General features: G+C 70.0%; 17 protein-coding genes. 11 read left to right on the forward strand and 6 right to left on the reverse strand.

Features of this window, described 5'->3' with window-relative positions; genetic code table 11:
- Nucleotides 1–129: 129 nt before the first annotated feature.
- Nucleotides 130–2,232, forward strand: a complete 2,103-nt coding sequence (locus tag AC2EBS_RS11535; RefSeq protein WP_484728565.1) for a primosomal protein N' — start codon at nt 130–132, stop codon at nt 2,230–2,232.
- A gap of 49 nt (nt 2,233–2,281) precedes the next feature.
- Here AC2EBS_RS11535 and AC2EBS_RS11540 read toward each other — a convergent pair whose 3' ends face one another.
- Nucleotides 2,282–2,983: a response regulator gene (locus AC2EBS_RS11540; RefSeq protein WP_484728566.1), complete on the reverse strand. Its 702-nt coding sequence runs from the start codon at nt 2,981–2,983 to the stop codon at nt 2,282–2,284.
- The gene (locus AC2EBS_RS11545; protein ID WP_484728567.1) at nt 2,980–3,639 is read right to left on the reverse strand and encodes a response regulator; all 660 of its coding nucleotides are present in this window, start codon (nt 3,637–3,639) and stop codon (nt 2,980–2,982) included. The genes AC2EBS_RS11540 and AC2EBS_RS11545 overlap by 4 nt, the downstream gene beginning before the upstream one ends.
- A gap of 102 nt (nt 3,640–3,741) precedes the next feature.
- Between AC2EBS_RS11545 and AC2EBS_RS11550 the strand changes: the two genes are divergently transcribed.
- From AC2EBS_RS11550 to AC2EBS_RS11565, 4 genes are all read left to right on the forward strand, one after another.
- The gene (locus AC2EBS_RS11550; RefSeq protein ID WP_484728751.1) at nt 3,742–4,113 is read left to right on the forward strand and encodes a response regulator transcription factor; all 372 of its coding nucleotides are present in this window, start codon (nt 3,742–3,744) and stop codon (nt 4,111–4,113) included.
- 19 nt (nt 4,114–4,132) lie between these two features.
- A complete protein-coding gene (locus AC2EBS_RS11555; protein WP_484728568.1) occupies nt 4,133–4,891 on the forward strand; it encodes an HD-GYP domain-containing protein in 759 nt (252 codons plus the stop codon).
- Nucleotides 4,892–4,965: 74 nt separating this feature from the next.
- Nucleotides 4,966–5,736, forward strand: coding sequence for an ABC transporter substrate-binding protein (locus tag AC2EBS_RS11560; RefSeq protein WP_484728569.1), 771 nt, complete (start codon nt 4,966–4,968; stop codon nt 5,734–5,736).
- 13 nt (nt 5,737–5,749) lie between these two features.
- Complete coding sequence (locus AC2EBS_RS11565) at nt 5,750–8,290, forward strand: sensor histidine kinase (RefSeq protein ID WP_484728570.1); 2,541 nt, start codon at nt 5,750–5,752, stop codon at nt 8,288–8,290.
- Nucleotides 8,291–8,313: 23 nt separating this feature from the next.
- On the opposite strand, the gene AC2EBS_RS11570 is transcribed toward AC2EBS_RS11565, so the two are convergent.
- From AC2EBS_RS11570 to AC2EBS_RS11580, 3 genes are all read right to left on the reverse strand, one after another.
- On the reverse strand, nt 8,314–9,279 hold the full coding sequence (locus tag AC2EBS_RS11570) for a Bug family tripartite tricarboxylate transporter substrate binding protein (RefSeq protein WP_484728571.1): 966 nt from the start codon (nt 9,277–9,279) through the stop codon (nt 8,314–8,316).
- Nucleotides 9,280–9,390: 111 nt separating this feature from the next.
- Nucleotides 9,391–11,817: a S9 family peptidase gene (locus AC2EBS_RS11575; protein ID WP_484728572.1), complete on the reverse strand. Its 2,427-nt coding sequence runs from the start codon at nt 11,815–11,817 to the stop codon at nt 9,391–9,393.
- A 211-nt stretch (nt 11,818–12,028) separates the two neighbouring features.
- Nucleotides 12,029–13,015 (reverse strand): AEC family transporter, encoded by a 987-nt coding sequence (locus AC2EBS_RS11580; RefSeq protein WP_484728573.1) that lies wholly within the window; start codon nt 13,013–13,015, stop codon nt 12,029–12,031.
- A 202-nt stretch (nt 13,016–13,217) separates the two neighbouring features.
- Between AC2EBS_RS11580 and AC2EBS_RS11585 the strand changes: the two genes are divergently transcribed.
- Entirely contained in the window at nt 13,218–14,270 is a 1,053-nt protein-coding gene (locus AC2EBS_RS11585; protein ID WP_484728574.1) for a serine/threonine-protein kinase, read from the forward strand.
- A gap of 16 nt (nt 14,271–14,286) precedes the next feature.
- On the opposite strand, the gene AC2EBS_RS11590 is transcribed toward AC2EBS_RS11585, so the two are convergent.
- Complete coding sequence (locus tag AC2EBS_RS11590) at nt 14,287–15,831, reverse strand: alkaline phosphatase D family protein (RefSeq protein WP_484728575.1); 1,545 nt, start codon at nt 15,829–15,831, stop codon at nt 14,287–14,289.
- A 133-nt stretch (nt 15,832–15,964) separates the two neighbouring features.
- Here AC2EBS_RS11590 and AC2EBS_RS11595 point away from each other — a divergent pair, with 133 nt between their 5' ends.
- The 5 genes from AC2EBS_RS11595 (at nt 15,965) to AC2EBS_RS11615 (ending at nt 25,185) form a co-directional block, all read left to right on the forward strand.
- Nucleotides 15,965–18,481, forward strand: a complete 2,517-nt coding sequence (locus AC2EBS_RS11595) for a hypothetical protein (protein WP_484728576.1) — start codon at nt 15,965–15,967, stop codon at nt 18,479–18,481.
- 103 nt (nt 18,482–18,584) lie between these two features.
- Complete coding sequence (locus AC2EBS_RS11600) at nt 18,585–20,654, forward strand: ATP-dependent helicase (protein ID WP_484728577.1); 2,070 nt, start codon at nt 18,585–18,587, stop codon at nt 20,652–20,654.
- 145 nt (nt 20,655–20,799) lie between these two features.
- Entirely contained in the window at nt 20,800–22,722 is a 1,923-nt protein-coding gene (locus AC2EBS_RS11605; RefSeq protein ID WP_484728578.1) for a TonB-dependent receptor plug domain-containing protein, read from the forward strand.
- A 13-nt stretch (nt 22,723–22,735) separates the two neighbouring features.
- Nucleotides 22,736–23,284, forward strand: coding sequence for a YfiR family protein (locus AC2EBS_RS11610; protein WP_484728579.1), 549 nt, complete (start codon nt 22,736–22,738; stop codon nt 23,282–23,284).
- Nucleotides 23,285–23,292: 8 nt separating this feature from the next.
- A complete protein-coding gene (locus AC2EBS_RS11615) occupies nt 23,293–25,185 on the forward strand; it encodes a putative bifunctional diguanylate cyclase/phosphodiesterase (RefSeq protein WP_484728580.1) in 1,893 nt (630 codons plus the stop codon).
- The last annotated feature ends 47 nt before the right edge of the window (nt 25,186–25,232 follow it).

Below are 25,232 nucleotides of genomic sequence, written 5' to 3' on the forward strand. Positions count from 1 at the left end.
ATTCACGACGAGGCCGCCATTCACGCCAATTTCCCACAAAGTTATCCACAGACTCCTGTGGTGAGCAGGAAAGCAATTTGAAATCATGTGCTTAGGCGCTGTTGTTCAAGTTGCGAGCGGGGCTGGGCGATGACTGGCGTGCGCATCAGCGTCGCGGTGGACGCTCCAGCGCACAGCGGGCTGACCGGTCCGCTGGACTATCTTGCCGGTGTCTCGGGCGCCGAGCCAGGGTGCATCGTCCGTGTTCCTTTGGGGCGGCGCGAACTGGCGGGCATCGTCTGGGATGAGCAGCCGCCTGTGCCGGGGCTGGATCCAGGGCAACTCAGGTCGCTGAGCAGTGTCCTGGACGCGCTGCCGCCGCTGTCGCGCAGCTGGCGCGCGCTGCTGGACTTCGCTGCCAGCTACTACCAGCGCAGCGTCGGCGAGGTGGCGCTGTCGGTGCTGCCGCCGCAGCTGCGCGAGCTTGACGCGCGGCAACTGCAGGCACGGCTGAAGAAGCTGGACAAATGGGCTGCCGCTGCCGAGGAGGCAAGACCTGGGCCTGCTGCCGCAGGCGCGTCGCGCCCCGAACTCAGCCCGGCGCAGGATGCGGCGCTGCGCCAGATCGACGCGCTGATGAGTGCCGGCCCGGATGCCGGCGAAGTGGCTGCGGCGCCGCCGCCGCTGCTGCTCTACGGCGTGACCGGCAGCGGCAAGACCGAGGTCTATCTGCGTGCCGCCGAACATGCGCTGGCGCAGGGGCGCCAGGTCCTGGTGCTGGTGCCGGAGATCAACCTGACGCCGCAGCTGGAGGCGCGTTTCGCCCAGCGCTTCGCCGGCCGCCGCATCGTCTCGCTGCACAGCGGCCTCACGCCGGCACAGCGCCTGCAGCACTGGCTGGCCGCCCACCTGGGGCGCGCCGAGTTGGTGCTGGGCACGCGGCTGGCGGTGTTCGCCTCGCTGCCAAGGCTGGGCCTGATCGTCGTCGACGAGGAGCACGATCCTTCCTACAAGCAGCAGGACGGCGCGCGCTATTCGGCGCGCGACCTGGCCATCTACCGTGCGCGGCTGGAGAAGGTGCCGGTGATCCTGGGCTCAGCCACGCCGTCGCTGGAGAGCTGGCAGCATGCCAACAGCGGCCGTTACCTGCGCCTGGCCATGCCCGAGCGCATCGGCGGCGGCGCGCTGCCGCGGGTGCGCATCTTCGACATGAACACGCTGCCGCGCAACAAGGGCGTGATGACCACGCTGACCACGCCCCTGGTGGACGCACTGCGTGCTCGGCTGGAGCGTGGCGAGCAGAGTCTGGTGTTCCTGAACCGTCGCGGCTACGCACCGGTGCTGCATTGCACCGAGTGCGGTTGGAAGAGCCAGTGCGCGCACTGCAGTGCCTTTCGCGTCTTCCACAAGGGCGACCGTACGCTGCGCTGTCACCACTGCGGCTTCAGCGAGCGCGTGCCGCAGGCCTGCCCCGACTGCGGCAATCAGGACATCGCGCCGCTGGGCCGCGGCACCGAGCGGCTCGAGGAGCAACTGGCCGCAGCGCTACCCGGCGCCCGAGTCGCGCGCATCGATGCCGATTCGACGCGACTCAAGGGTGCGCTGGAGTCTCAGCTCGACGCCGTCCATGCCGGCGAGGTCGATGTGCTCGTCGGCACGCAGATGATCACCAAGGGCCACGACTTCCGCCGCATCACGCTGGTGGCCGCGGTGAATCCGGATGGTGCGTTGTTCAGCAGCGATTTCCGTGCACCCGAGCGGCTCTTTTCGCTACTGATGCAGGCCGCCGGCCGCGCTGGGCGCGATGCTGAGGCGGCGGCGCGTAGCGAGATGTGGGTGCAGACCTGGCATCCGCAGCATGCGCTGTACAAAGCTCTTGCGCGGCATGACTACGAGGCCTTCGCGAGCGCACAGCTCGAGGAGCGCGAGAGCGCCGGCTTGCCTCCGTTCTCCCATCTGGCGCTGTTGCGTGCCGAGGCGCGCACGGCCGAGGTGGCGCAAGCCTTTCTGGCTGCAGCGGCGCGATGGGCGCAAGCGCAGCCAGAGGCGGCGGAAGCCCTGATCTATCCGCCGGTGCCGATGAGCGTGGCGCGCGTGGCCAACGTTGAGCGGGTGCAGATGCTGGTGGAGTCCGCCAGCCGCGCCTCGTTGCAGCGCCTGCTACGAGCCTGGATGCCTGAACTCTTCGCGCTCAAGCGCGAGCACCGGGGCCTGCTGCGCTGGGCGGTGGACGTGGACCCGCTGGCGATCTGAGGCTGGCGGTTGTGGCTGTCGGCGTTCGGTGCGCCTCTCGCCGGTGCGTTCAGCGCAGCGCGGCAAGCTGTTCGCGCAGGGCCTGCCATTGCGGCACTGCATGGGCCCAGTCCGCCTTGGCGGCCGACTGCTCCAGCGCGGCGGCCGCCATCGACTCGCCACCGTGGCCCAGCGTCAGCAACACGCTCTTGAGGCTGTGGGCCAGTCGCTGCAGCGCGGGGGCATCGCCATCACGGCAGGCCGCGTCGCCGAGCAGCCGATCCTGGCCGAACTGCTGCAGACAGCTGGCGCGAAAGGCCAGATAGAGTGCTTCGTTTCCACCGAAATGGCGCTGCACCTGATCATTGGCCGGGGACGGTGTCGGCGTTGCCGCCCCGGCGGCCAGCGCATCGTTGACCAGGGCTTCGAGCTCGTCCAGCGAGCAGGGCTTGCCGAGCAGGCGCCAGGCGCCCAGGCGGGTCAGGTCGGCACGCTTGGCGGCATCGTCCAGGCCGGCGCTGAATACCGCGCAGTGCGCCGTGCCGCGCAGCGCCGGTTCGCGCTGCAGCAGTGCCAGCAGTTCACGCCCCGAGCCATCGGGCAGCAGCAGGTCAGTGATGATGAGCGCGAAGCGCTGTTCGCGCAGCAGCGCCGTGGCGTCTCCGAGCGTGGCGCAGCAACGCAACTCGATCGGCAGGCCGTCGAGCGCCATCTCGACGAAGCGCTGCAGCGAGGGGTCGTCCTCGACGAGGAGGACGCGCGGCAGGCTCATGCCACCAGATGCGCGGTTTCGGAGAGCGCCTGTTCCAGCAGGGGCGGAAGCTCGGCGACCAGATTGGGCTTATGTACCACCGGCACGCCTGCCAGTGCGAAGGCGTAGGGCTTGATCTGCTCTTGGTCCAGCGAGGTCACGACGATCAGCCTGCTGTTGGCGAACTGCGGCTGCGAGCGCAGGCTGGTGATGAGCGTGGCGCCATCGATGCCGGGCAGCAGGATGTCGACGATCAGCACCTGCGGCTGCAACTGACCATACATCGCCAGGCCGACGATTCCGTCCGGCGCCGTATGCAGTTCGGCCTGAGGGAACTGCTGGTTGAGCAGCAGCGCGAGCAGGTTCTGATAGTGAACCGAATCCTCGATGAGCAGCACGCGAGGCCGGCCGCCGCCGGTGCGTGCTTCTGCCGAACGGCTCAGCGCCACTTGACGGGCTGCCTCGCTGCCGCCCGGGCCGATGCTGCGCCGCGCCAGCCAGCTGTCCACCGAGGCGCGCGAGATGCGTCGGTGTCCGCCCGGTGTCTTCCAGGCCGACAGCTCGCCGCGGTCGACCATCAGCTGCACCGAACGCACCGCCATGCCGAGCATGCGGGCGACTTCCATGGTGCTGTAGTCGCCGTCGCTGACGGCCTCGGCAATTCTCTTGCTCCTCATAGCGTAATTTTGCCGGAATTCGGCGTCGGGCAGCGCGGAATTGCCCCAATAAGATTTGCTGTAAATGATACTATTGATGTATCACATCTGCGGGGAGTGATCATGAGAAAGATACTGATCGTCGATGACCATGCGGATATTCGCAAATTGATCCGCATGACCTTGGAGTTCGAGGACTATGAGATCTTCGAGGCGGGAGATGCACCGTCGGCTATCGCCATGGCGGCCGACTTGCATCCGGACTTGGTGCTGCTGGATGTGATGATGCCAGGAGACTTTGACGGTCTGGAGGCGTGTCGCCGCCTGAAATCGACCTGGGGTGACTACGCGCCGCACGTCATGCTGCTCAGCGCCCGCGGTCAGGCCCGTGATCGCGAGGCCGGTCGCGAGGCCGGTGCGGACGCCTATCTGGTCAAGCCCTTCAGCCCGCTGCAGCTGATCGACAGCATTGCCGGCATCTGGGCGCACGCCTGACACACGAAGGACTCATGCAATGCTAGGTACAGGTAGCTCTGGCGTGGCGAGCCGATCCTTCGACGCGGCCGCAGTGGCGCAGATGGAGCGGCTGGTCGCTGACTTCGGGCGCATGTACAAGGAGCGCAACGAGGCGCTGCGAGAGGTGACGCGTGCCCATCACGAGGCGCTGCTGCGCCTGTCGCTGGCGGCCGAGCTGCGCGACGACGACACCGGCGTGCACATCGTGCGCATCGGCTACTTGGCCGAGGCACTGGCCCTGATGCTGGGTGAGCCGGTTCAATACGCTCAGCAGCTGCGCCGAGCGGCGCCCATGCACGACATCGGCAAGATCGGGATCGCCGACCGCGTGCTGAAGAAGGTCGGCCCGCTCGCCGAGAGCGAGCGGGCGGAGATGAAGCAGCACCCGGTGCTGGGCGCACACATCCTGGGTCGATCGAGCATTGCGCTGTTCGAGCTGGCGGCTGAGATCGCCCTGACCCACCATGAGCGCTGGGACGGCAGCGGCTACCCGCGGGGCCTGAGCGGCGAGGCGATCCCGCTCAGTGGCCGCATCGTCGCCGTGTGCGATTTCTTCGATGCGTTGACCATGGATCGCTGCTATCGCGAGGCGCTGAGCCCTGAGGTCGCGCTGCGCATGCTCGAACAGGAATCCGGCCGAGCCTTCGATCCGCACATCGTCGACTGCTTCGTGCGCAACATTCACCGCCTGGTTGCGCTGCGCGACTACATCAACCGGCATCCGCCGACCTTCGAGTCGCTGGCTGAGCTCGACTGAGCGTCGCGACGACTGCCACGGGACAGCCCATGAAGCGAGCGCCGCTACACGCACTTTGGCTTGCAGGCGCTGCCATGCTGCTGTGCGATGCAGCGACTGCACAGCCGAGTGCGCGTGAAACCGGTGCCACGCTGGAGCGCGTGCGCAGCTCGGGCAAGTTGCGCGTGTGCATCTGGCCCTCCTACCACGGCATCAGTTACCGCCATCCGCATACCGGCCAGCTCAGCGGCATCGACATCGAGCTGTCTGCCGAGCTGGCGCGCGATTTGCGGGTCGCGGTGGACTACGTGGACAGCAGCTTCGCCAAGCTGATCGAGGACCTGGAGTCGCGGCGCTGCGACGTCGCCATGTTCGCTGTTGGCGTGCTGCCGTCGCGCAAGGAGAGGCTGGCCTTCACCCAGCCCTATATGCAGAGCGACATCTATGCGGTGACCACGCGCAGCAACCGCGTCGTGCGCGACTGGGCCGACATCGACAAGCCCGGTGTGCTCGTCGCCGTGCAAGCCGGCACCTTCATGGAGCCGGTGATGCGCGAGTCGCTCAAGCAGGCCCAGATGGTGGTGGTGCGCCCGCCGCAGACGCGCGAGGCCGAGCTCGAGGCGGGCCGCGTCGATGTGTTCATGACCGACTACCCCTACAGCCGCCGTCTGCTCGACAACGTCGATTGGGCGCGGCTGGTGGCGCCGCCTCGGCCCTTCCATGTGCTGCCCTATGCCTACGCGACGCGCCAGGGCGATGGCGAATGGCTGACTGTGCTCGATGCCTTCGTGGCACGCATCAAGTCCGATGGCCGGCTGCTCGGTGCGGCGCGCCGTCACCGCCTGGACGAGATCGTCGTGCGCTAGAGCGGGCCGACTCATGGCTGCCTTCGCCCGGATTGCCGACGCCCTGCTGCGCAAGCCCGCGCGCATCGTCCTGGCCATAGGCGGCATGGCTGCGCTGGCGATCGTCGCGGCGCTGCTGGCGCTGTTGCAGGCGCAACGCCAGGCTGCGCTCGAACAGGCGCGCGACCGCGGCGCGATGGCGGTGCGCGTGCTCGAGGACCATGCGCGTCGGGCGTTCGATAGCAGCGTGCTGGTGCTAGCGTCGGTGGGCGACGGCCTGCAGCGCCCTGGCGCCCTGCGCGAGGAATCGGCGCTGCAGGCGGCGTTCGCCAACGCACTGCTGGGCCTGAACCACATCCGCAGCCTGGCGTTGCTCGACGAGCGCGGCCGGGTGATCGCGTCCAGCGAGCCACATGAGGCCGGGCTGCTCTTGCGTGGCGACGCGCTGACAGCGCTGCGTGAGGCCGGCGACGCGCGCCGGCCGCGCGTGCTGGCCGCGCGCGGCCTGCGCGATCTGGCCAAGGGGCAGGCGCAGCGGCACGTGCCGGCCGGTGTCGCCGTGCTGCCGATGTCTCGTCCGCTGCAAAGTGCCGATGGGCGCGCGCTGCTCATCGTGCTGCTGCTCAGCCCTGACGCCTTCGCCAACTACCAGCAGCGTGTGCTGGACGAGATGCCTGGCCGGGCCTGGATGGCCAGCTACGACGGCGAGCTGCTGGCGGCGACCCAGGGTGTCGAGGCCGAGCCCGGCAGTACGCTGTCGGCCCACCCCGTGTTCGATCACTGGCTGCGCCTGGCACAGATCGGTGCCTACGACGGCGGCGGACTGACGGACGGCGAGCAGCTGGTGGCCTACCGCGCGCTGGGCGAGCGCCCCCTCGTGCTGGCGGTGGAGCAGAGCCGTGATGCCGTGCTGGCGGCCTGGCGTGCCTCGCTGGGTTGGCAAAGCGGCGTGGCGGCGCTGATGCTGCTGGCCGTCGGCGCCGGCACGCTGGTGGTGCTGCGCAGCCTGGCGGCGCGTCAGCGCGCGCGGGCCGCTCTGGATCGCGCACACCAGGAGGTGGCCTTGCGCGAGCGCGAACTCAGCGTGCTGATGAAGAGCGTGCAGGAGCTGATCTTCCGTACCGATGCCGACGGTCGCCTGAGCTTCGTCAACGCTCGCTGGACCCTGCTCGGCGCAGCGGGCGGCCAGCAGCTGATCGGGCGTCGGCTCGCCGCACTGGTGGAGCCGGCCTATGAGCACCGTGTTGCGGCGCTGTTCGGCCGCGCGGTCGATGCACCGGGCATGCGTGCGACGGAGGCGGTGCTGCGTCTGGCCGATGGGAGCCATCGCCGGCTGGCGATCTCGGTGGTGCCGTTGATTGCGCAGGGCCGTGTCGCCGGTTTCGCCGGCAGCGCGATCGACACCACCGAGCGGCATGCGGCCCAGCAGCGCCTCAGGCAGGAGCTGGCCTTCACCACGCTGCTGCTCGAGGTGAGTCCGCAGCCCATCGTGCTGTTCGATGCGCAGGGCCGTTATGCCACGGTGAATCGGGCCTGGGAGCAGTTCACCGGCCTGCCGCGGGAGCGTGTGATCGGCGCGCGACTCGCCAGCTTCCTGGATGCCGCCGATCGCGCGCTGCATGAGCGCATGCACGAGCGCCTGCTTGCCGAGGGGGGCACGATGCGCTACGAGGCGCGCTGGCCGCATCGCGACGGATCGCGCCGCGATGTGCAGATCACCAAGGTGCTGCTGAGAGACGAGCTGGGCAGCGTCACCGGCTCGCTGAGCACGCTGTTGGACATCAGCGAGTTCCGCGATGCAGAGCGCGCCACGCGCGAGGCGCGTGACGCGGCCGAGGAGGCCTCGCGCGCCAAGTCCGAGTTCATTGCCAACATCAGCCACGAGCTGCGCACGCCCTTGCAGTCCATCCTGGGCTTCTCCGAACTGGGGCAGGCGCGCGCCCAGGCCCATCCCCGGCTGGCCGGCATGTTCGACGACATCCATGCCTCCGGCCAGCGCATGCTGGCCCTGGTCAACGATCTGCTGGACGTCTCCAAGATCGAGAGCGTGGTCGGCGCGCTGGAGCTGGAGCTGAGCGATCTGCGCGGCCTGGTGCAGGCGGTGCTGCACGAGCTGGAACCGCTGGCCGACCGACGCCGGGTGCAACTGCTGCCGCGGCTGCCGCAGCAGCCGCTGGTTGCCAAGGTCGATCCGCTGCGCTTCCAGCAGGTGCTGCGCAATGTGCTGGCCAACGCGATCAAGTTCTCGCCGGAGCAAGGCGTGATCGAGATCGAGGCCGAGCAGGTCATGCTCGGCGACATCCGCCTGGCGGTGGCGGACCATGGGCCGGGCATACCCCCAGCCGAGCTGGAGTCCATCTTCGAAGCCTTCGTGCAATCCAGTCAGACCAAGGACGGCTCCGGGGGCACCGGCCTGGGCCTGGCGATCTGCCGCAAGATCATCGCCATCCATGGCGGCCGCATCCACGCTGCCAACCGTGCCGGCGGCGGTGCGGTGTTCGAGATCACCTTGCCGTCACCATTCCCTGGCGAGACGGTGCCGCTGTCGCTGGACACCATCCCGGCCACGGTCTGAGCGGCCGGGCCGGGTACAGGCAATCAGTCGCCAACGATCTTGCGCTCGCGGATGATGGCGCCGAAGCGCTTGGAGTCGTCTGCGGCCTTGGTGCGGAACTCCGCCGGGCTCATCGGCGTGGGCACGCCGCCGAGCGCGGCGATGCGCTCGCGTACCGTCGCCTGCGCGAGCACGCGGTTGATCTCGCTGTTGAGCCGGTTGATCACCGCCGGCGGCGTACCTGCAGGCGCGTAGAAGCCGAACACCGTGTCCGCGTCGAAGCCCTTGAGGCCCATCTCGTCCACGGTCGGTGTGTCGGGGAACTGCGCGGCACGCTTGGGGCTGCCCACGGCCAGCAGGCGCAGCTTGCCGGCGCGCACATGCGGCAGGCCCACGCCGGGATCGAAGAGGAAGTCCACCTGCCCGGCCAGCAGGTCGTTCAAGGCCGGCGCAGCGCCGCGATAGGGCACGTGCACCGCGAAGGTTCCGGTCATGCTCTTGAGCATCTCGGTGGCCAGGTGCGGCGAACTGCCGTTGCCCGGGCTGCCGAAGCTGCGCTTGCCGGGATTGGCCTTCAGATCGGCGAGGAAGCCCTTGAAGTCCTTGATCGGGCTGTCATCGCGCACCAGCAGGTACACGCCCACCCGCGCGACCGCCGCCACCGGCGTGAGGTCCTTGGCCGGGTCGAAGGGCATCTTCGGGTAGATGTGCGGATTCACCGACACCATGCCGCCGGAACTCATCAGCAGCGTGTAGCCGTCCGCTGGCGCCTTGGCGACCGCGTCGCCGCCGAGGTTGCCGCCCGAGCCGCCGCGGTTCTCGATCACCACCGGCTGGCCCAGCGCCTCCTGCAGCGGCTGGCCGATCAGCCGCGCCAGCTGGTCGGCCGCGCCACCGGGTGCGAAGTTGACGACCACCTTGACCGGCTTGCTCGGCCAGGCCTGCGCAAGAGCGGTGGGTGCGGTGGCATAGGCCAGGGCCAGTGCGGCGATGCCGAGGATGCGTTTCATGGGAGGCTGTCTCCTGTTGTAGTGAGGGCAGTGTCGCGGTCGGCGACTTATCCATCAATACAGCGGTGCCGATAAGCGATATCCAGCCTATGGATAAGCTGGCGCCGGCCTTCAGGAGGGGTTGCGCGCTGCGCCGGTGCCGGCGGCGGCCTGGCGCGGCTCGCCCAGGCAGGCGCGCAGCCACTGGCTCATCTCCCACTGCGTGTGGCCGACCGATTCGCGCGCGGTGTAGCCATGACCCTCATGAGGCAGCAGCACATAGCGCACCTTGCTACCCAATCCGTTGAGCGCCTGGAACAGCCGCTCGCTCTGCAGCGGAAAGGTGCCGGAGTTGCCGTCCGCCTCGCCGTGGATCAGCAGCAGCGGCTCCCTGATCTCGCTGGCGAAGAGCAGCGGAGACAGCTTCAGGTAGGTCTCGCGCGCGTCCCACAGCGAGCGCCGCTCGCTCTGGAAACCGAAGGGCGTCAGCGTGCGGTTGTAGGCCCCGCTGCGCGCGATGCCGCAGCGGAACAGGTCGGTGTGGGCCAGCAGATTGGCGCTCATGAAGGCGCCGTAGCTGTGCCCGCCTATGGCCAGGCGCCGCGTGTCCACCATGCCCAGCGATTCGGCCTTGTCGATGATGGCGCGCGCGTTCATCGCGATCTGCTCGAGGAAGCCGTCGTTGATGCTGCGCGCATCGCCGACCACCGGCATGGTGGCGTCGGCCAGCACCACGTAGCCATCCAGCGCGAGCAGCTGCGGGCTGATGCCGGTGGGCGACAGGAAGCGGTTCGGTGAGCCGCTGAGCTGCCCGGCCACGGCCGCGTCGTTGAACTCAAGCGGATAGGCCCAGATCAGGGCTGGCCGCCGTTCGCCTTCGCGCAGGTCCGGTGGCAGGTAGAGCCAGAAGGACAGCTCGACGCCGTCCGCACGCTTGAAGCTGACCAGCTCGCGGCGCAGCCGGCGCAGCGGCGGGCTGTTGTCCTTCAGTGCCGTCAGGGCCTGCATCAGCTGGGGCTGCTGGCTGTCGCGCAGCACGAGATTCGGCGGCTCGCTGATCGACTCGCGCAGCGTGAGCAGTCGGCTGCCGTCGAGCAGCAGCAGCGGCTGCTCGTAGCTGCGATCGTCGGACTGGAACAGCCGTGCCGTCGTGCCGTCGGCGAGCGCGAGGCGGTCGAGGAAGGGCCGCTCGCCGCGCGGCCCCGCACCCTGGCCGATCATGTAGATCGCGCCGCCGTCGCGGCTGGTCTGGATGACCTTCTGCCCGGTGGGCAGCGTGCGCATCAGCGGCGTGCCGGGATGGCGGTAGCGCTCGCGCACCGAGTGCTCGAACAGCGGCCGGCTCTGCTCGCCACCCAGCGGCAGCAGATAGCTGCGCGTCCAGGCGCGCAGCCGGTCGGTCTCGGTCAGGATGGCGTGCTGCCCATCGTCCAGGAAGCGCAGTCGCGTGAAGCGGTGTGGCATGCGCTGCACCTCGCGCGGCGCGCCGGTATAGGGCGGGTCCAGACGCATCACGCGGTCGCGGAAGGCCACGCGCAGCGCCGGGTTGCCGCCGTCCAGCGCCTCGACCCAGTAGATCGCCGCGTCGCGCGTCGGCGAGGCGTAGAACACGCGCGGTCCCGGCAGCACGCCGTCGATCGCCACGCCCTGGCGCATCGGTACGCGCGCGAGCTCGCGCAGCAGGCGGCCGTTGCGCTGGCGCAGCTCGACGATGGTCGGGAAGTCTTCCCAGGTCAGCTGGTAGCTGAAGGGGCGGGCCAGGCGCTCGGTCAGCAGGTACTGCCCGTCGCCTACCGTGCTGACGCTCGAATACAGCCCCGGCTCGCCGATCAGCCGGGTGTTCAGGCTGCCAAGGTCCACCACCGTCAGCTGGGCGCGGGCGTGGTATTCGAACTGCGCCTCATCGTCCGGCGAGCGCAGCAGGTCCGGATAGGTGCGCTCCGGCGAAGCCTGGGCGCCGCTCTCCTGCACCACTGGCTGCGGACGCAGTCGCGGCGCCGGGCCGCGCCGCTCGGGCTGGGCCGTGACCACCAGCTCGCGCGGATTGAGCCAGGCGTAGTCGCCCTGCAGCAGCAGGTTGTTCAGGCGCAACCCCGGCACGACGCGCAGCCGTCCGCTGGCGCTGTCGCCCACCCACAGCTCGTTGCTGCTGTCGGTGCGCCGCTCGAGCAGGAAGTGCTGGCCATCGGGCGACCAGGCGAAGCTGTGGAAACTGCCGCCGGCCGGCAGCTCGACCACCCGCTCGGGCGCATCGGCATTGAGCAGCGCGCGCAGGCGCAGGCGCTGCACCGCGGCCAGCGGTGTCGGCGTATTGCTGACCGCGTCGAAGCGCAGGCCGGCCAGGCGCAGCGTCGGGCGTGCAAGCTCGTCTATGCTGTTGAAGCGCCGCTGCTCCAGCAGTGCCAGTGTTTGTCGGTTCGGCGAGGGCAGCAGCCGCGGCAGGGCCGGCGCATCCAGCACCTCGCGGATCGCCGGCGAGGGCTGCTGGTAGGCCTGAGCGGCAGGCGGGATAGCGGCCAGGGCAAGCAGGCCGGCCAGCAACGGAAACATCAGGCGCATGGGCGGGCGGTTTGGCGCGTGCAGGAGGTGAGAGCTGCGCAACGATAGCGCATCGTCGCGGCTGACCATCTCAGTCCTCCACGCCACTGTGAGGCACTTTCGTCGGACGAACCGAATGCATTCCCGAGCGGCGTCCAGGGATCCGGCTCTGCCGGTCCCTCGGACGTGCCCCCTTGAGGGGGCGGCCGAAGGCCGTAGGGGGGGGAGCGTTTCACACCGGCTTGGCGCCGAGCAGCCAGGCCAGGCCGGTGAAGCTGAGGAAGGCCAGCGCGGTGGAGGCCATGATGATGCGCGCGACACGGCCGTTGTCCGCGCCATAGCGCTCGGCCAGCAGCGAGACATTGCTGGCACTGGGCAGTGCCGCGGCCAGCGTCAGCACCAGCAGCTGGAAGCTGGACAAGGGCGCACCCAGCGCGTGCGCCGCGGCGCCCAGCGCGAAGACCAGCGCCGGATGCACGAAGAGCTTGATCAGTGCCACCGGCAGGTAGAGCTCCACCGGCGTGCGCGTGTGCGCATGCCGGCCGGCGCGCCAGAGCACCGCGCCGATGGTGAACAGCGCCACCGGTGTCGCCGCATCGGCGAGCATCTTCACCACGCTGTCCACCGGCCCGGGCAGGCGCCACTGCATCAGCGAGGCCAGCGCGCCCAGCGCGATCGACCAGGGCAGCGGGTTGGACAGCGCGCCGCGCAGCGCCTGCAGCGCCGCCTGCCGGGCGGCACGTCCGCCCTCGTGGCCGCCGGACTGCAGGGCCTCATGGGCGCGGGCCAGCGCGATGCATAGCGAGCTGGTGATGAACAGATCGGCCAGCACCGTGGTGATCACCGGTCCGGCGGCCGCCGCGCCCAGCAGGGCCGCGAGCAGCGGCACGCCCATGAAGCCGGTGTTGGGGAAGGCAGCGACCAGGGCGCCGAAGGCGGCGTCCTTCAGGCTGACGCGGGCCGACAGCGTCAGCGCAATGGTGAAGAAGACGATCAGCAGCTGTGCGGCGATGTAGACGCCCAGCACGGTCGGGTTCAGCAGTTCCAGCACCGGCGTGTTCATGCCGAAGCGGAACAGCATGCAGGGCAGGGCGAAGAAGAGCACGAAGCCGTTCAGCCCGGGGATGGCGCTCTCGGCCAGCAGGCCGCGCCGCGCGGCCAGATAGCCGCAGAGCACCAGCGCGAAGAAGGGCAGCGTGACGGCGAGGATGGCCTGCATGGGGCGCGAGTATCGCAAGCGACAGGGGCTGCGGCGCTGACAGCAGTGCGCGGTGGCGCAGTGCGCACAATTTGGCGCTGGGCGCGCTTGAAGTCGGCCCAGCCCCCTTTGATGAGGGGCCGTGACTGTGTGCCCGGCCGGCCGTACCGCCTAATATGCCGGCACCGGCGTCGCTGCTCCCTCGGGCGGGCGCCGCAAAACCATGTCCGCAGCCGTACGTTTCTCCGCCCTGTTTCCGGCGCCGGCCGCCGCCGCCGATGCCGCCCTGCCGCAGGCGCTGCAGTTGCGCGCCGGCGAGAGCCTGGGCGTGTGGCGGGTCGTCGCTGCGCTGCCGGTCTGCGAGTCCGGCCGCTGGTATGCGGTGGAGCACAGCCTGGCGAGCGAGCAGACGGCGCGGGTGCTGGTCTTTCAGCGCCCCGAGGAGGGCATGCCGCTGCTGCTGCGCATGGCCGAGCAGGCGGGCCTGGCGGCCGACCTCGGCGGCGGACTGTTCGTCAACGCGCAGGACAGCGGCGTCACTGCCGACGGCCTGCCCTATCTAGTTTTCCCGCCGCTGGACGGCCAGCCGCTGCTCGCGGCCAGTGCCGAGCTGCCGCTGCGCCAGCGCCTGCAATTGGCGCTGCAGCTCTGCGATGGCCTGCAAGCACTGCGTGCCGATGGCCTGGTGCTGCGCGAGCTCGACCCCGGCCTGCTGTGGCTGGCGGCGGGGCAGCAACTGCGCCTGATGAATCTGGGTCTGGCGGATCTGGCCGACGAGGCCGCGGCCCAGGGTTCGCGCTGGACGCTGGCCGCACAGCCCTTCGTCAGTCCCGAGCTGCAGCAGGGCGCGGCGCCCAGTCTGGCCAGCGAAAGCTATGCCGCCGGCATGCTGGCCTGCTGGCTGGCCAACGGCCGGGCGCTGCGCCGACACGATGAGCATCTGCTGCAGTCCAGCGCCGCAGTGGCCGGGCTCAACGCGGCCGAAAGGCTGGGCCTGGAAGCGCTGCTGCGCAAGGCGATCGCAGTTCAGCCGGCGCAGCGTCACCCCTCGGTGCGCGAGCTCGGCGAGGATCTGCGTGCCTGGCTGGCCGGCCGCAACTCCTCGGCGCTGACGCTCACCCCGATGCCCATGCCGGCCGCCAATGACGAAACGGCCGGCAGCGATCCGATCCAGCCCTTGTTCGTCGCCGCCTTCGACGGCAGCGCGGTCGATCCGGCGCGGCCGCGCGGCGTTCGCGGCCTGGTGCACCGCGCGCTGGCCTGGCTGCGCCGCTGAACGCGCCGGTCCCGGCTCAGGCCGGCTGCGCGCCCGGCCTGCCGGCTTCCACCGTGAAACGCGCCTGCGTGTGCAGCGCGCTGTCGGCGTCCAGCGGCTTGTCGACGGCGCGCAGCTCCACATCCAGCCGCTCGGCGCGCAGCTCGAAGCGCATATAGCCGCGCTCGTCGCTGCGCGCATGCAGCAGATGCGGGTTGTGCTGACGCGCCGCGTCCAGGCGCGATTGCGCCAAGCCGTTGCTGCTGATCGAGGTGCCGCAGAACTCGCTGGCGATCGCCGGCGCTCGCGCGTCGGTGAAGTCCAGCTTCAGATCGGCCACATAGTTGGCATGCACATCGCCGCCCAGCACTACCGGATTGCGTGCACGCTGCTGCAGCATGTCGCGCAGCAGGCGCTGGCGCGCAGCGGGGCAGCCGTCCCAGCCGTCGGTCCAGTAGCGGCCCGGGCCGTCGCCGGGCGGCTGCGAGTTCATCCGCGCCATCAGCGTCTGCTGGGCAAGCAGGTTCCAGGGCCGCTTTGCATCCCAGCGCTGTGCCAGCCACTGCTCCTGCGCCGGGCCCAGCAGGCTGCGCCGCGGGTCGAGCAGCTCGGGGCAGTCCTTGAGGTTCACGGTGTTGGAGCCGCCGCGGCCGGGCTTGGGGCAGGCCTGCACGTCGCGCCACTGCCGGTCGTCCAGCGTGATGATGCGTGCCAGCGCACCCCAGTCGTAGCTGTCATGCACGCGCAGCTCGGTGCCGCGCGGGCGCAGCGACTTGGGGAAGGGCATGTGCTCCCAGTAGGCCTGCGTCGCGGCGGCACGGCGGCGCTCGAAGTCCGCCTCCAGGCTCTGCGACTGACCCGCGGCGTAGTCGTTGTCCACCTCATGGTCGTCCCAGATGCAGATCCACGGCACATGGGCGTGGATCGCCTGCAGCTGCGCGTCGCTCTTGTACTGCGCATAACGCTGGCGGTAGTCGTCCAGCGTGCGGCACAGGCCGCCGATGTGGCGGCGCGGCGCCGTCGGCAGCAGGGTGGGGTACTCGTAGATGTAGTCGCCGAGGAAGAGCACCAGGTCGAGCTCCTGGCGCGCCAGCTCGCCCCAGGCGGCGTAGTGGCCGTGGTCCCAGCGCTGGCAGGAGGCGATCGCAAAGCGCAGCGTCTCGACCGGCGCCTCGGCGGCCGGTGCGGTGCGTGTGCGTCCGCTGACGCTGCGCTGGCCCAGCGCGCTGAAGCGGTACCAGTACCAACGGTCCGGCGCCAGGCCGCGCGGCTCGGCATGCACGCTGTGCGCCCAGGCCGCCTCGGCGCTTTCCTCGCCGCGTGCGACGATGGTCTTGAAGCCTTCGTCGCTGGCGATCTCCCAGGCGACCGGCACGGCTGCGGGCAGCGCCTCGCCAGTCAGCCGTGTCCACAGCACCACCGTGTCGGCTCGTGGGCAGCCCGAGGCCACGCCGAGCGTGAACAGCGGCGCGGGCGTCGCGTCGGCGTGGCGCAGCAGGGCCGGCGCACAGGCCGCGGCCAGCGCGGCCTGCAGCAGGCTGCGGCGTCGGGTCGAGTCGGGGCGGAAAGGCGGGATGCTCATGCACGGCAGCATAGCGAGCCGGCGTGACGGCAGTGCGACGCCGGCCCTGGATGGGTGGCGCTCCCCGCACACCGGGTATGCGCCTCGAGCAGGGTGGCTGGCTATCATCGCCGCGAACTTCCCGGGCCCGACGATGACCGCCACCGATTCTGCCGCTGCGCGCCCGCGGGCCGCCCTGTTGCCGATGCTGCCGGTGCTGCCGGTGCTGCCCTGCGCCGGCCTCGCGCTAGCCCTGGCCGCCCATCATCCGCTGCAGCCGCAGCTGGCCGTGCTGCTGTGCGCAGCGCTTGCAGCCCTGGCCTGGCGCTGGTGGCGCGAGTGGCCGCTGCTGCTGCCGGCGGCCTTGCCGCTGCTGGGCCTGGCGCCCTGGACCGGCTGGATCAGCTTCGAGGAGATGGACATGCTGGTGCTGGCCAGCGCCGCCGGCGGCTATGCAGGCTGGGCGATGCAAGTCGGCGCGCCGCAGGCCGAGCGCTTGCCGGCCTGGCAGCGTCCGCTGCGCTGGTCGGGCCTGAGCCGGCTGCTGATGCTGGCCTATGCGCTGGCGCTGGCGCTCGCGACTTGGCGCGGCGTGCAGGATGCCGGAGGCTGGAGCTTCGGCTGGTATCAGGGCTACCACGAGCCGATGAACAGCCTGCGCCTGGCCAAGGCCTTCTTCGCGGTGGCGCTGCTGCTGCCCTTGTGGCGCGCCGCCTGCGAGACGCGGCCGCCCCAGCGGCTGCAGCGCAACTTCGGCGCGGCGATGACTGCGGTGCTGGTGTTCTGTGCGCTGTCGGCGCTGCAGGAGCGACTGGCCTACACCGGCCTGCTCAACTTCAGCACCGACTACCGCACCACCGGCCCGTTCTGGGAGATGCATGTCGGCGGCGCGGCGCTGGACGGTGCGCTGGCGCTGGGCTTGCCTTTTGCCCTGGCCTGGCTGCTGCGCGAGCGACGGCCGGCCTGGTTCGTGGCCCTGCTGGGCATCAACCTGCTCGGTGCCTATGCGGCGCTGACCACCTTTTCGCGTGGCGTCTATCTGGCACTGCCGCTGGGCCTGGCGCTGACCGCATTGCTGACGCTGCGGCAGCGACGCTGGGCTGCAGCCGACCCTGTCGCGCCAGGCGGCGCCCCAGGCTGGCAGCGGCATCTGCTGCTGCTGGCGGTGCTCGCGGCCTATGGGGCGGCGGCGGCGCTGCTCTTTCCTGGCGGTGGCTGGCGTGCGCTGCTCGCGCTGTGCGGCAATGCGCTGCTGTTCTTCGCGCTGCCGCCGCTGCGCCTGCCGCTGGTGCAGACGCGCGCGCAGCGCCTGCTGCTGATCAGCCTTGCGCTGCTGGCGGCGCTGCTCGGCACGGCCTTGTGCGGGGTGCTGTCGGCCTGGGTGCCCAAGGGCGAGTACCTCAGCTACAGCGCCTCGTTTGCGCTGACCGCGCTGCTGCTGTGGCGCAACCGCGCCGGCATCCGGCGCCAGCGCGAGCAGGCCGCGCTGCTGGCGGCCTGGCTGTGGAACCTGGGCCTGGTCGGCGTGGTCTGCGCCAGCTGGGGCGGCGAGTTGGCCGGCCAGGCGGCCGTGCTGCCGCTGCTGGGCCTGCTGGTGGCCTGGCTGCTGCTGCAGCTGGCCCCGGGCGAGATCGGCGAGTGGCTGCCGCGCACCAGCTGGCGCGACAAGGCCCTGCTCTGGACCGGCTTGCTGGTGCTGGCCGCGCTGGTGGGCGGTCTGGGCGGCGGCGCGTACATCGGTGACCGCGCGTCGACGGCGAAGCGCGACATCCAGGGCCGGCTGGACCATTGGCGGCTCTCGCTGGATCTGCTGCAGGGCACCGACGACTGGCTGTTCGGCAAGGGCAGCGGCCGCTTCCCGGCCAGCTTCTTCTTCGGCGGCGATCGCAGCCAGCAGGTGGGCGACTACCGGCTGCGCGACACGGAGCCGGGTCAGCAGTACCTGACCCTGACTGGCGGCAAACATGTGCAGGGCTGGGGCGAGTTGTTCCGCATCACGCAGCGCATCGCTGCGCCCAGCGGCGAGCTGACCTTGCGCCTGCGCGTGCGCAGCACGAGCGACCTGACCTTGCATGCCGATGTCTGCGAGAAGCACCTGCTCTACACCGGCAGCTGCGTCGTCAAGGAGCTGGCGCTCAAAGGCGAAGCCGGCCGCTGGCAGCCGGTGGAACTGGCGCTGGGCAAGGCGCCGGCCATGGGCGGCCACTGGTGGGCGCCGCGGCGTGTGGCCTTCTCGCTGGCGCTGGGCAGCGGGGGCGCCTCGGCCGATATCGACGAGGTCGAGCTGCGCGACGCGCAGGGTGCGCTGCTCGCCAACGGCGACTTCTCGCAGGGCATGGCGCGCTGGTTCTTCTCCAGCGACCGTCATCACATGCCCTGGCATGCGAAGAGCCTGGCCGTGCATCTGCTCTTCGAACAGGGCCTGCTCGGCCTCGCGCTGGCGTCGCTGATCACGGTGGCGGCGCTGTGGCGCTGCACGCTGGGCCATGCACGCAGCCACGCGCTGGCGCCGGCGCTGGCCGGCGCGCTGTTGGGCTTTCTCGTCGTCGGGCTCTTCGACAGCCTGCTGGACGCGCCGCGCGTGGCCTTGCTGTTCTGGTGCGTGACCCTGCTGGCCCTGGGGCTGCGCGCGCTGCCGCCGCCGGTGGCGCCGCCGCGTCCATCGCGCTGAAGTTGGGCTGAACTCGCGGCGCTGGCCGCATGGACCTGTCGCCTAGCACGGATCCGGCCGCTGCGGCTTTGCTATCCTGCGCCGCCCCGCAGTTCCAGCAGCCATGGCCGACACGCTCAACCCCGCCCAGCTCGAAGCCGTCCACCACCTGGGCGGCCCCTGCCTCGTCATCGCCGGCGCAGGCTCGGGCAAGACGCGCGTGATCACGCAGAAGATCGCCCGGCTGCTGCAGGCCGGCTATGCGGCCAAGAACATCGCCGCGATCACCTTCACCAACAAGGCCTCGCAGGAGATGCGCGAGCGCGCCAAGGCGCTGATCGGCCCGCGCGCGGCCAAGGACCTGGTGATCTCCACCTTCCACAGCCTTGGCGTGCGCATCCTGCGCGAGGAGGGCACGCGCATCGGGCTGAAGGAGCAGTTCTCCATCCTCGACAGCGATGACGTGCTGTCGGTGCTGCGCGATGCCGGCGGCACCGTGGACGCCAACCAGGCCAAGCGCTGGCAGTGGACCATCTCGCTGTGGAAGAACCAGGGCCTGACACCGAAGCAGGCGCTGGCCGCCGCCAAGGACGAGGACGAGCGCGTCGCGGCCATCGTGATGGAGCGCTACCAGGAGCGCCTCTCGGCCTACCAGGCGGTGGACTTCGACGACCTGATCTCGCTGCCGCTGACGCTGCTCAGCCGCGACGAGGAGGCGCGCGGCAAGTGGCAGGACACGCTGCGCTATGTGCTGGTGGACGAGTACCAGGACACCAATGCCGTGCAGTACGAGCTGCTCAAGGCCCTGGTCGGTGAGCGCGGCATGTTCACCGCGGTGGGCGACGACGACCAGAGCATCTACGGCTGGCGCGGCGCGACGATCGAGAACCTCAAGCGCCTGCCGGTGGACTTCCCTGCGCTGAAGGTCATTCCGCTGGAGCAGAACTACCGCTCCACCGGCGCGATCCTGCGCGCGGCCAACAATGTGATCGCGTCCAACCCCAAGCTCTTCCAGAAGAAGCTGTGGAGCGAGTACGGCGAGGGCGAGCCGATCAGCCTGGTCGAATGCGACGGCGAGGAGCACGAGGCCGAGCGCGCCGTGGCGCGCATCCAGTCGATCCGCGCCAATGGCGGCGGCGAAGCGGGCGCGCTGCGCTTCAGCGACTTCGCCATCCTCTACCGCGCCAACCACCAGGCGCGTGTCTTCGAGCAGAAGCTGCGCCAGGCGCAGATCCCCTACAAGGTCAGCGGCGGGCAGAGCTTTTTCGACCGCGCCGAGATCAAGGACCTGTGCGCCTGGCTGCGCCTCTTGGTCAACCAGGACGACGACCCGGCCTTCCTGCGCGCGGTGACCACGCCCAAGCGCGGCATCGGCCACCAGACGCTGGGCGCGCTGTCGTCCTTCGCGGCGAAGTGGAAGTGCAGCATGTTCGAGGCGCTGTTCGCCGAGAGCCTGGGGACGGCGCTGTCGGGCAAGGCGATCGCCGGCCTGCACGAGTTCGGCCGCTACATCAACGAGCTCGAGTACCGCGCCCGCCAGACCGTCGGTGCGCAGGAAGCGCGCGCGCTGCTGATGGAGTGGCTGCAGGACATTGGCTACGAAGAGCACCTGCTCGCGAATGAAGAGAACGAGAAGGTCGCGCAGGCGCGCTGGGGCAATGTGCTGGACTTCGTCGACTGGGTGGCCAAGCGCTGCGGCGGCGAGATCACCCAGGACGGCGGCAGCACTTTCGAGACCGAGAAGCAGAGCGTGCTGCAGGTCGCGCAGACCATCAGCGTGATCATCAGCCTGGCCGAGCGCGGCGACGAGCAGGATCAGGTCACGCTGACCACGCTGCACGCGTCCAAGGGCCTGGAGTGGCCGCATGTCTTCCTCGCCGGCGTCAACGAGGGCCTGCTGCCCTTCAAGAGCGAGGACGAGGAGATGACGCCCGAGCGCCTGGAGGAGGAGCGGCGCCTGATGTACGTCGGCATCACCCGTGCGCGCAGCACGCTGGCTGTCTCCACGCTGCGCCGGCGCAAGAAGGGCCGCGAGACCGTGGCCGGCATCCCCAGCCGCTTCATCGCCGAGATGAAGCTGCACGAGAGCGGCATCAAGGAAGACCCGCGCGAGAAGCTCAAGCGCATGCGCGAGCAGTTCGCGGCCAAGGCCGCGGCCAGTGCCGCAGCGCAACAGCAGGCGCTCAAGTCCTGACTTTGTTGCGTAGTTCTGCCGTCTTCCGGCGAAATTTGCGCGCGGCCCGATAGCCGAGCCGGTATCACGTTTAGCATTTCCATGAAATATGCGATGGGGATGCGATATGCGTTGGGATGGACAGCGAGCGGGAAGCACCCGTGGCATGCGCTTGCTGGTGGCGACGGCCGCAGCACTCTGCGCCGCGGGCGCGGCAGCCGATGACGACGACGGGCTCGAAGCCCTGCTGCAACGCCAGGTCGAAGGCCCGTCGCGCTACGCGCAGAGCCTGCTCGATGCGCCGGCAGCTGTCAGTGTGTTCGGGCGCAAGGAGTCGGCGCTGCTGGGCCATGCCACGGTGGGCGAGATGCTGGGCCGCCTGCCTGGCATCTACATCGGCGACTCGCGCCAGTACAGCACGGTGGGCATGCGCGGCTTCAGCCGCCCGGGCGACTACAACGCGCGGCTGCTGATGGCCATCGACGGCTTCCGTGTCAACGACGCGCTTTACGACCAGGCACTGCCGCAGTATGAATTCCCGCTGGTGGCCGAATGGGTCAAGCGGGTGGAGTTGGTGCACGGGCCCAGCTCCTCGGTTTATGGCGGCAATGCGCTGCTGGGCGTGGTCAATCTGGTCACCATGGACGGAGCCGATGCGCCGGGGCTGCGCCTGCTGGGCTCGCTGGGCAGCTTCGGCACACGCCGGGCGATGGCGCAGTACGGCAGCACCAATGCGGCCGGCGGCGATCTCTTCGTCGGCCTGAACCTGTGGCGCAGCGATGGTGAGAACCTGGAGCTGCCCGAACTCGGCACGCCGGACGGCAAGGTCTTCGGGCTCGACGGCACGCGCTATGCCAGCCTGTTTGCCAAGTACCGGCTGGGCGTCTGGCGGGCCACCGTGTCGGCGATGCAGCGCGACAAGGACGTGGCGACCGCGCCCTATGGTTCGGTGCCCGGTGCTGCGGGCACCGGCTATCGCGACCGCTATGCCTACGCCGAACTGGCCTATGACGAAGGCTGGAGCCGCGAGCTGCGCCGCAGTCTGCGCGTCGGTCTGGCCCACAGCAGCTTCAGCGGGCGCTATGTGTTCGAGGACGAGCTGAGCAACATCGACCAGGCGCGCACCAACTGGATCAGCGTCGATGCGCGGCTGCAGTGGCGCGGCTGGCTCAACCACGACCTGATGCTGGGCCTGGACGCGCGCATCGTGCCCGAGGGGATGCAGCGCAACTACGACGAGCAGCCCTACCGTCTGATCCTCGACAGCGACAAGCGCACCCGCAGCCTGGGCCTTTACCTGCAGGACCAGTGGCGGCTGTCCGAGTCCTGGCAGCTGACCACCGGCCTGCGGCTGGACGCGATCGAGAGCTTCGCCGCCGAATGGTCGCCCCGCGTGGCGCTGGTCTATCGCGCCCGCCCTGGCGAGGCGCTGAAGCTGATGGCTGGCCGCGCTTTCCGCGCGCCCAATCTGGCCGAGCGCTTCTACGACGACGCCAGCTCCCAGGTCGCCAACCCGGCGCTCAAGCCCGAGCACCTGAATACGCTGGAGCTGGCCTGGGAACGCAGCCTGGATGCGCGCACCGCGCTGACCGTGCACGCCTATCACACGCAGCTGCGCGGCATGATCGAGATGGGCATGCCGGCTGACGGCGGCCCGGGTCGCTACGAGAACCTTTCGCGGGTCAGTACGCGCGGACTGGACCTCGGGCTGGAACAGCGCCTGGCGGGCGACTGGCAGTGGCGGGCCGATCTGTCGCTTGTCGATGCGCGCAGCGGCGGGCAGCGCCTGAGCAATTCGCCGCGCTGGCTGCTGAAAGGCCATCTGATCGCCCCGCTCGCGCCCCACTGGTCGCTGGGCCTGGAGGCACAGGGCATGGGGCGGCGCGATGGGGTGCAGAGCGTGCCTGCCCAGGCGACGGCCAATCTGCTGCTGCGCTACACCGGCTGGCGCCAGCAGGTGCTGGGTCTGCGCGTGAAGAACATCGCCGATCGCCGGCACTGGGACCCTGCCGGGCCCGAGAATGCGGCCTTGCTGCGCGTGCCGCAGGAACGGCGCAACCTGCGCGTGGATTGGCAGATCAACTTCTGAGGAATCGATACGCATGCGCAGCCCTGCTGCCCCGCTGCTGCTGAATGGCCGACGCCTGGTCGCTGTCCTGCTGCTGCCTGCGGCCTTGCTGCTGGCGCCGGCAGTGACGCAGTCACAGGCACAGGGCGAGGTCGAGGCACGGCTGAAGGCGCAGGTGCTGGTCAAGGCGCTGCGCTTCGTCGAATGGCCGGCCAGCGCCCTGCCTGCGGGGCAGCCGCTGCAGCTGTGCCTGAGCGACGAGTCGGCGCTGGCGCAGGAACTGCGCGCGCTCGACGGGCAGTCCCTGGCCCGCAACCCGCTGCAGGTGCGCGCCGTGCGCAACCGGCAGTTCGCGGCCTGCCATGTGCTGCTGGCCGGCGAGGCGCAACTGCCGTTTCCGGCACAGCCGGCGATGCTGTGGGTGAGTGAAGAGCCCGGCCTGCTCGAGCGTGGGCTGATGTTCAGCCTGCAGGTCGAGGACGGCCGGGTGGTCTTCGACGTGGGCCTGGATGCAGTGCGCCGCGCCGGCCTGGACATCAGTGCCAAGCTGCTGCGGCTGGCGCGCTTCGTGAAGAAAGGCTGAGCAAGCGCATGCCAAAGCTCCGCATGCCGCGCTGGTTGCAACAGCTGCTGATGGAGCAGCGCGAGGCGCTGCTGGCGCTGGCCGCGCTGGTGCTGTTCTCCATCCTGCTGGCGCTGGCGCAGTACGTGCAACTGGATCGGCGCTTCGGTCAGGATCTGCAGACCAATGCGCGCATCGTCGCCGATACCGCGGCGGCAGCCGTGCTCTTCGACAACAGCGACGATGCGCGCGAGATCCTCGCTGCCTTCCGCAGCTCGCCCGACATCCAGCAGGCGCTGCTGCTGGACAAGAGCCGGCTCGTCGTTGCCGCCTATACGCGCGATGTCGACGCGCTCGGCCCCTTTGCCGAATGGGCGGGCATCGAGAGGCTCAGCGTGCCGGTGATCGCCGGGCAGGAGGAGGTGGGCGAGCTGCTCGTCCATGCCAGCCGGCTGCGCCTGTGGCAGGACCTGGCCCGCTTCGTCGGCACTTCGCTGGGCCTGCTGGTCGCGGCGCTGGGCCTGGCCTGGCTGGCCTCGCACGAGCTGCGCGCCCAGATGCGCGAGGCCGAACGGCGCATGCGCTATCTCGCGCTGCACGACCCGCTCACCGAACTGCCCAATCGCGAGAGCCTGCGCGTGGCGCTGGAAGCTGCGGCACAGCGCGGCCGGGAGCAGGGCGAGATCGCGGCGCTGCTCTTCATCGACCTGGACAACTTCAAGCAGATCAACGACGACCACGGCCATGCCGCCGGCGACCGCCTGCTGCAGGCGGTGGCACAGCGCCTGCGCAGCCTGCTGCGCGCCGACGATCTGGCCGCCCGCCTGGCCGGCGACGAGTTCGCGCTGCTGCTGCGCGCGCCGATGGACGAGGAGCTGGCCACCCGCACCGCCGGGCGCCTGGTGCGTCTGCTCGCTCAGCCGGTGGACGATGCCGCCGAGGCGCTTCGCGTGCGCGTCTCGGTGGGTGTGGCGCTGCTGCCGCAGCATGCGAGCCGCGCCGACGAGGCCATGCAGGTGGCGGATGCCGCGATGTACCAGGCCAAGCGCATGGGCAAGGACGGCTATCAGCTCTTCACTGCCGCGCTGGGCGATGCGCAGCGTGCCCGCCACAGGCTGGAGCTGGATCTGCGCGAGGCGCTGCTGATGGGCCATGTGCGGCTGGCCTACCAGCCGCTCTTCGATGCCCAGGGGCGCGTGCAGGGGCTGGAAGGGCTGGCGCGCTGGCAGCATGCACTGCGCGGTGCGGTGCCACCGTCCGAGTTCGTCGCCATCGCCGAGTCCGGCGGGCTGATCGACGAGTTGGGGCTGCGCCTGCTGGAAACGCTGGCACGCGACCGCCGGCGCTGGCTGGAGCTGGGGCTGGCCTGTCCGCCGGTGGCGCTGAACCTGTCCTCGCGCCAGTGCCGCCGCCCGCTGCAGCGCGAGCGCTTCCTGGAGACCCTGCGCGAGCTGGGCCTGGGGCCAGAGGCCGTGGAGTTCGAGCTCACCGAAGGCGCGCTGTTCGAGGACCTGGGCAACGACGACTCGATGGTGAGCCTGCTGCAGCAGCGTGGCTATGCGCTCGCGATCGACGACTTCGGCACCGGCTACAGCTCGCTGGCCTATCTGCGCCGGCTGCGCTGCAGCAAGCTCAAGATCGATCGCTTCTTCGTCAAGGACATTGCCAGCAGCGAGGATGCGCAGACGCTGGTCGGCGCCATGGTCAGCGTGGCGCACTCGATGCAGATGCAGGTGGTGGCAGAAGGCGTGGAGACTGCGGCCGATCGCGACTGCCTGGACGTGCTGGGCTGCGACATGCTGCAGGGCTTCGGCCTGTCGCGTCCGCTGACACCCGAGCAGACCGGCGCGCTGCTGCAGGCGCAGCAGGCCGGCGCGCGGGCGGTGGTGTCGGCCGAGCAGCCCTGGTACGCGGCAGACTGAGCGGAGGCGCGTCGCGTCCCCGGGCAAGCGAGCATGTGCCGCGGGCA

It is taken from the genome of Roseateles sp. T103 (genome assembly GCF_057219915.1).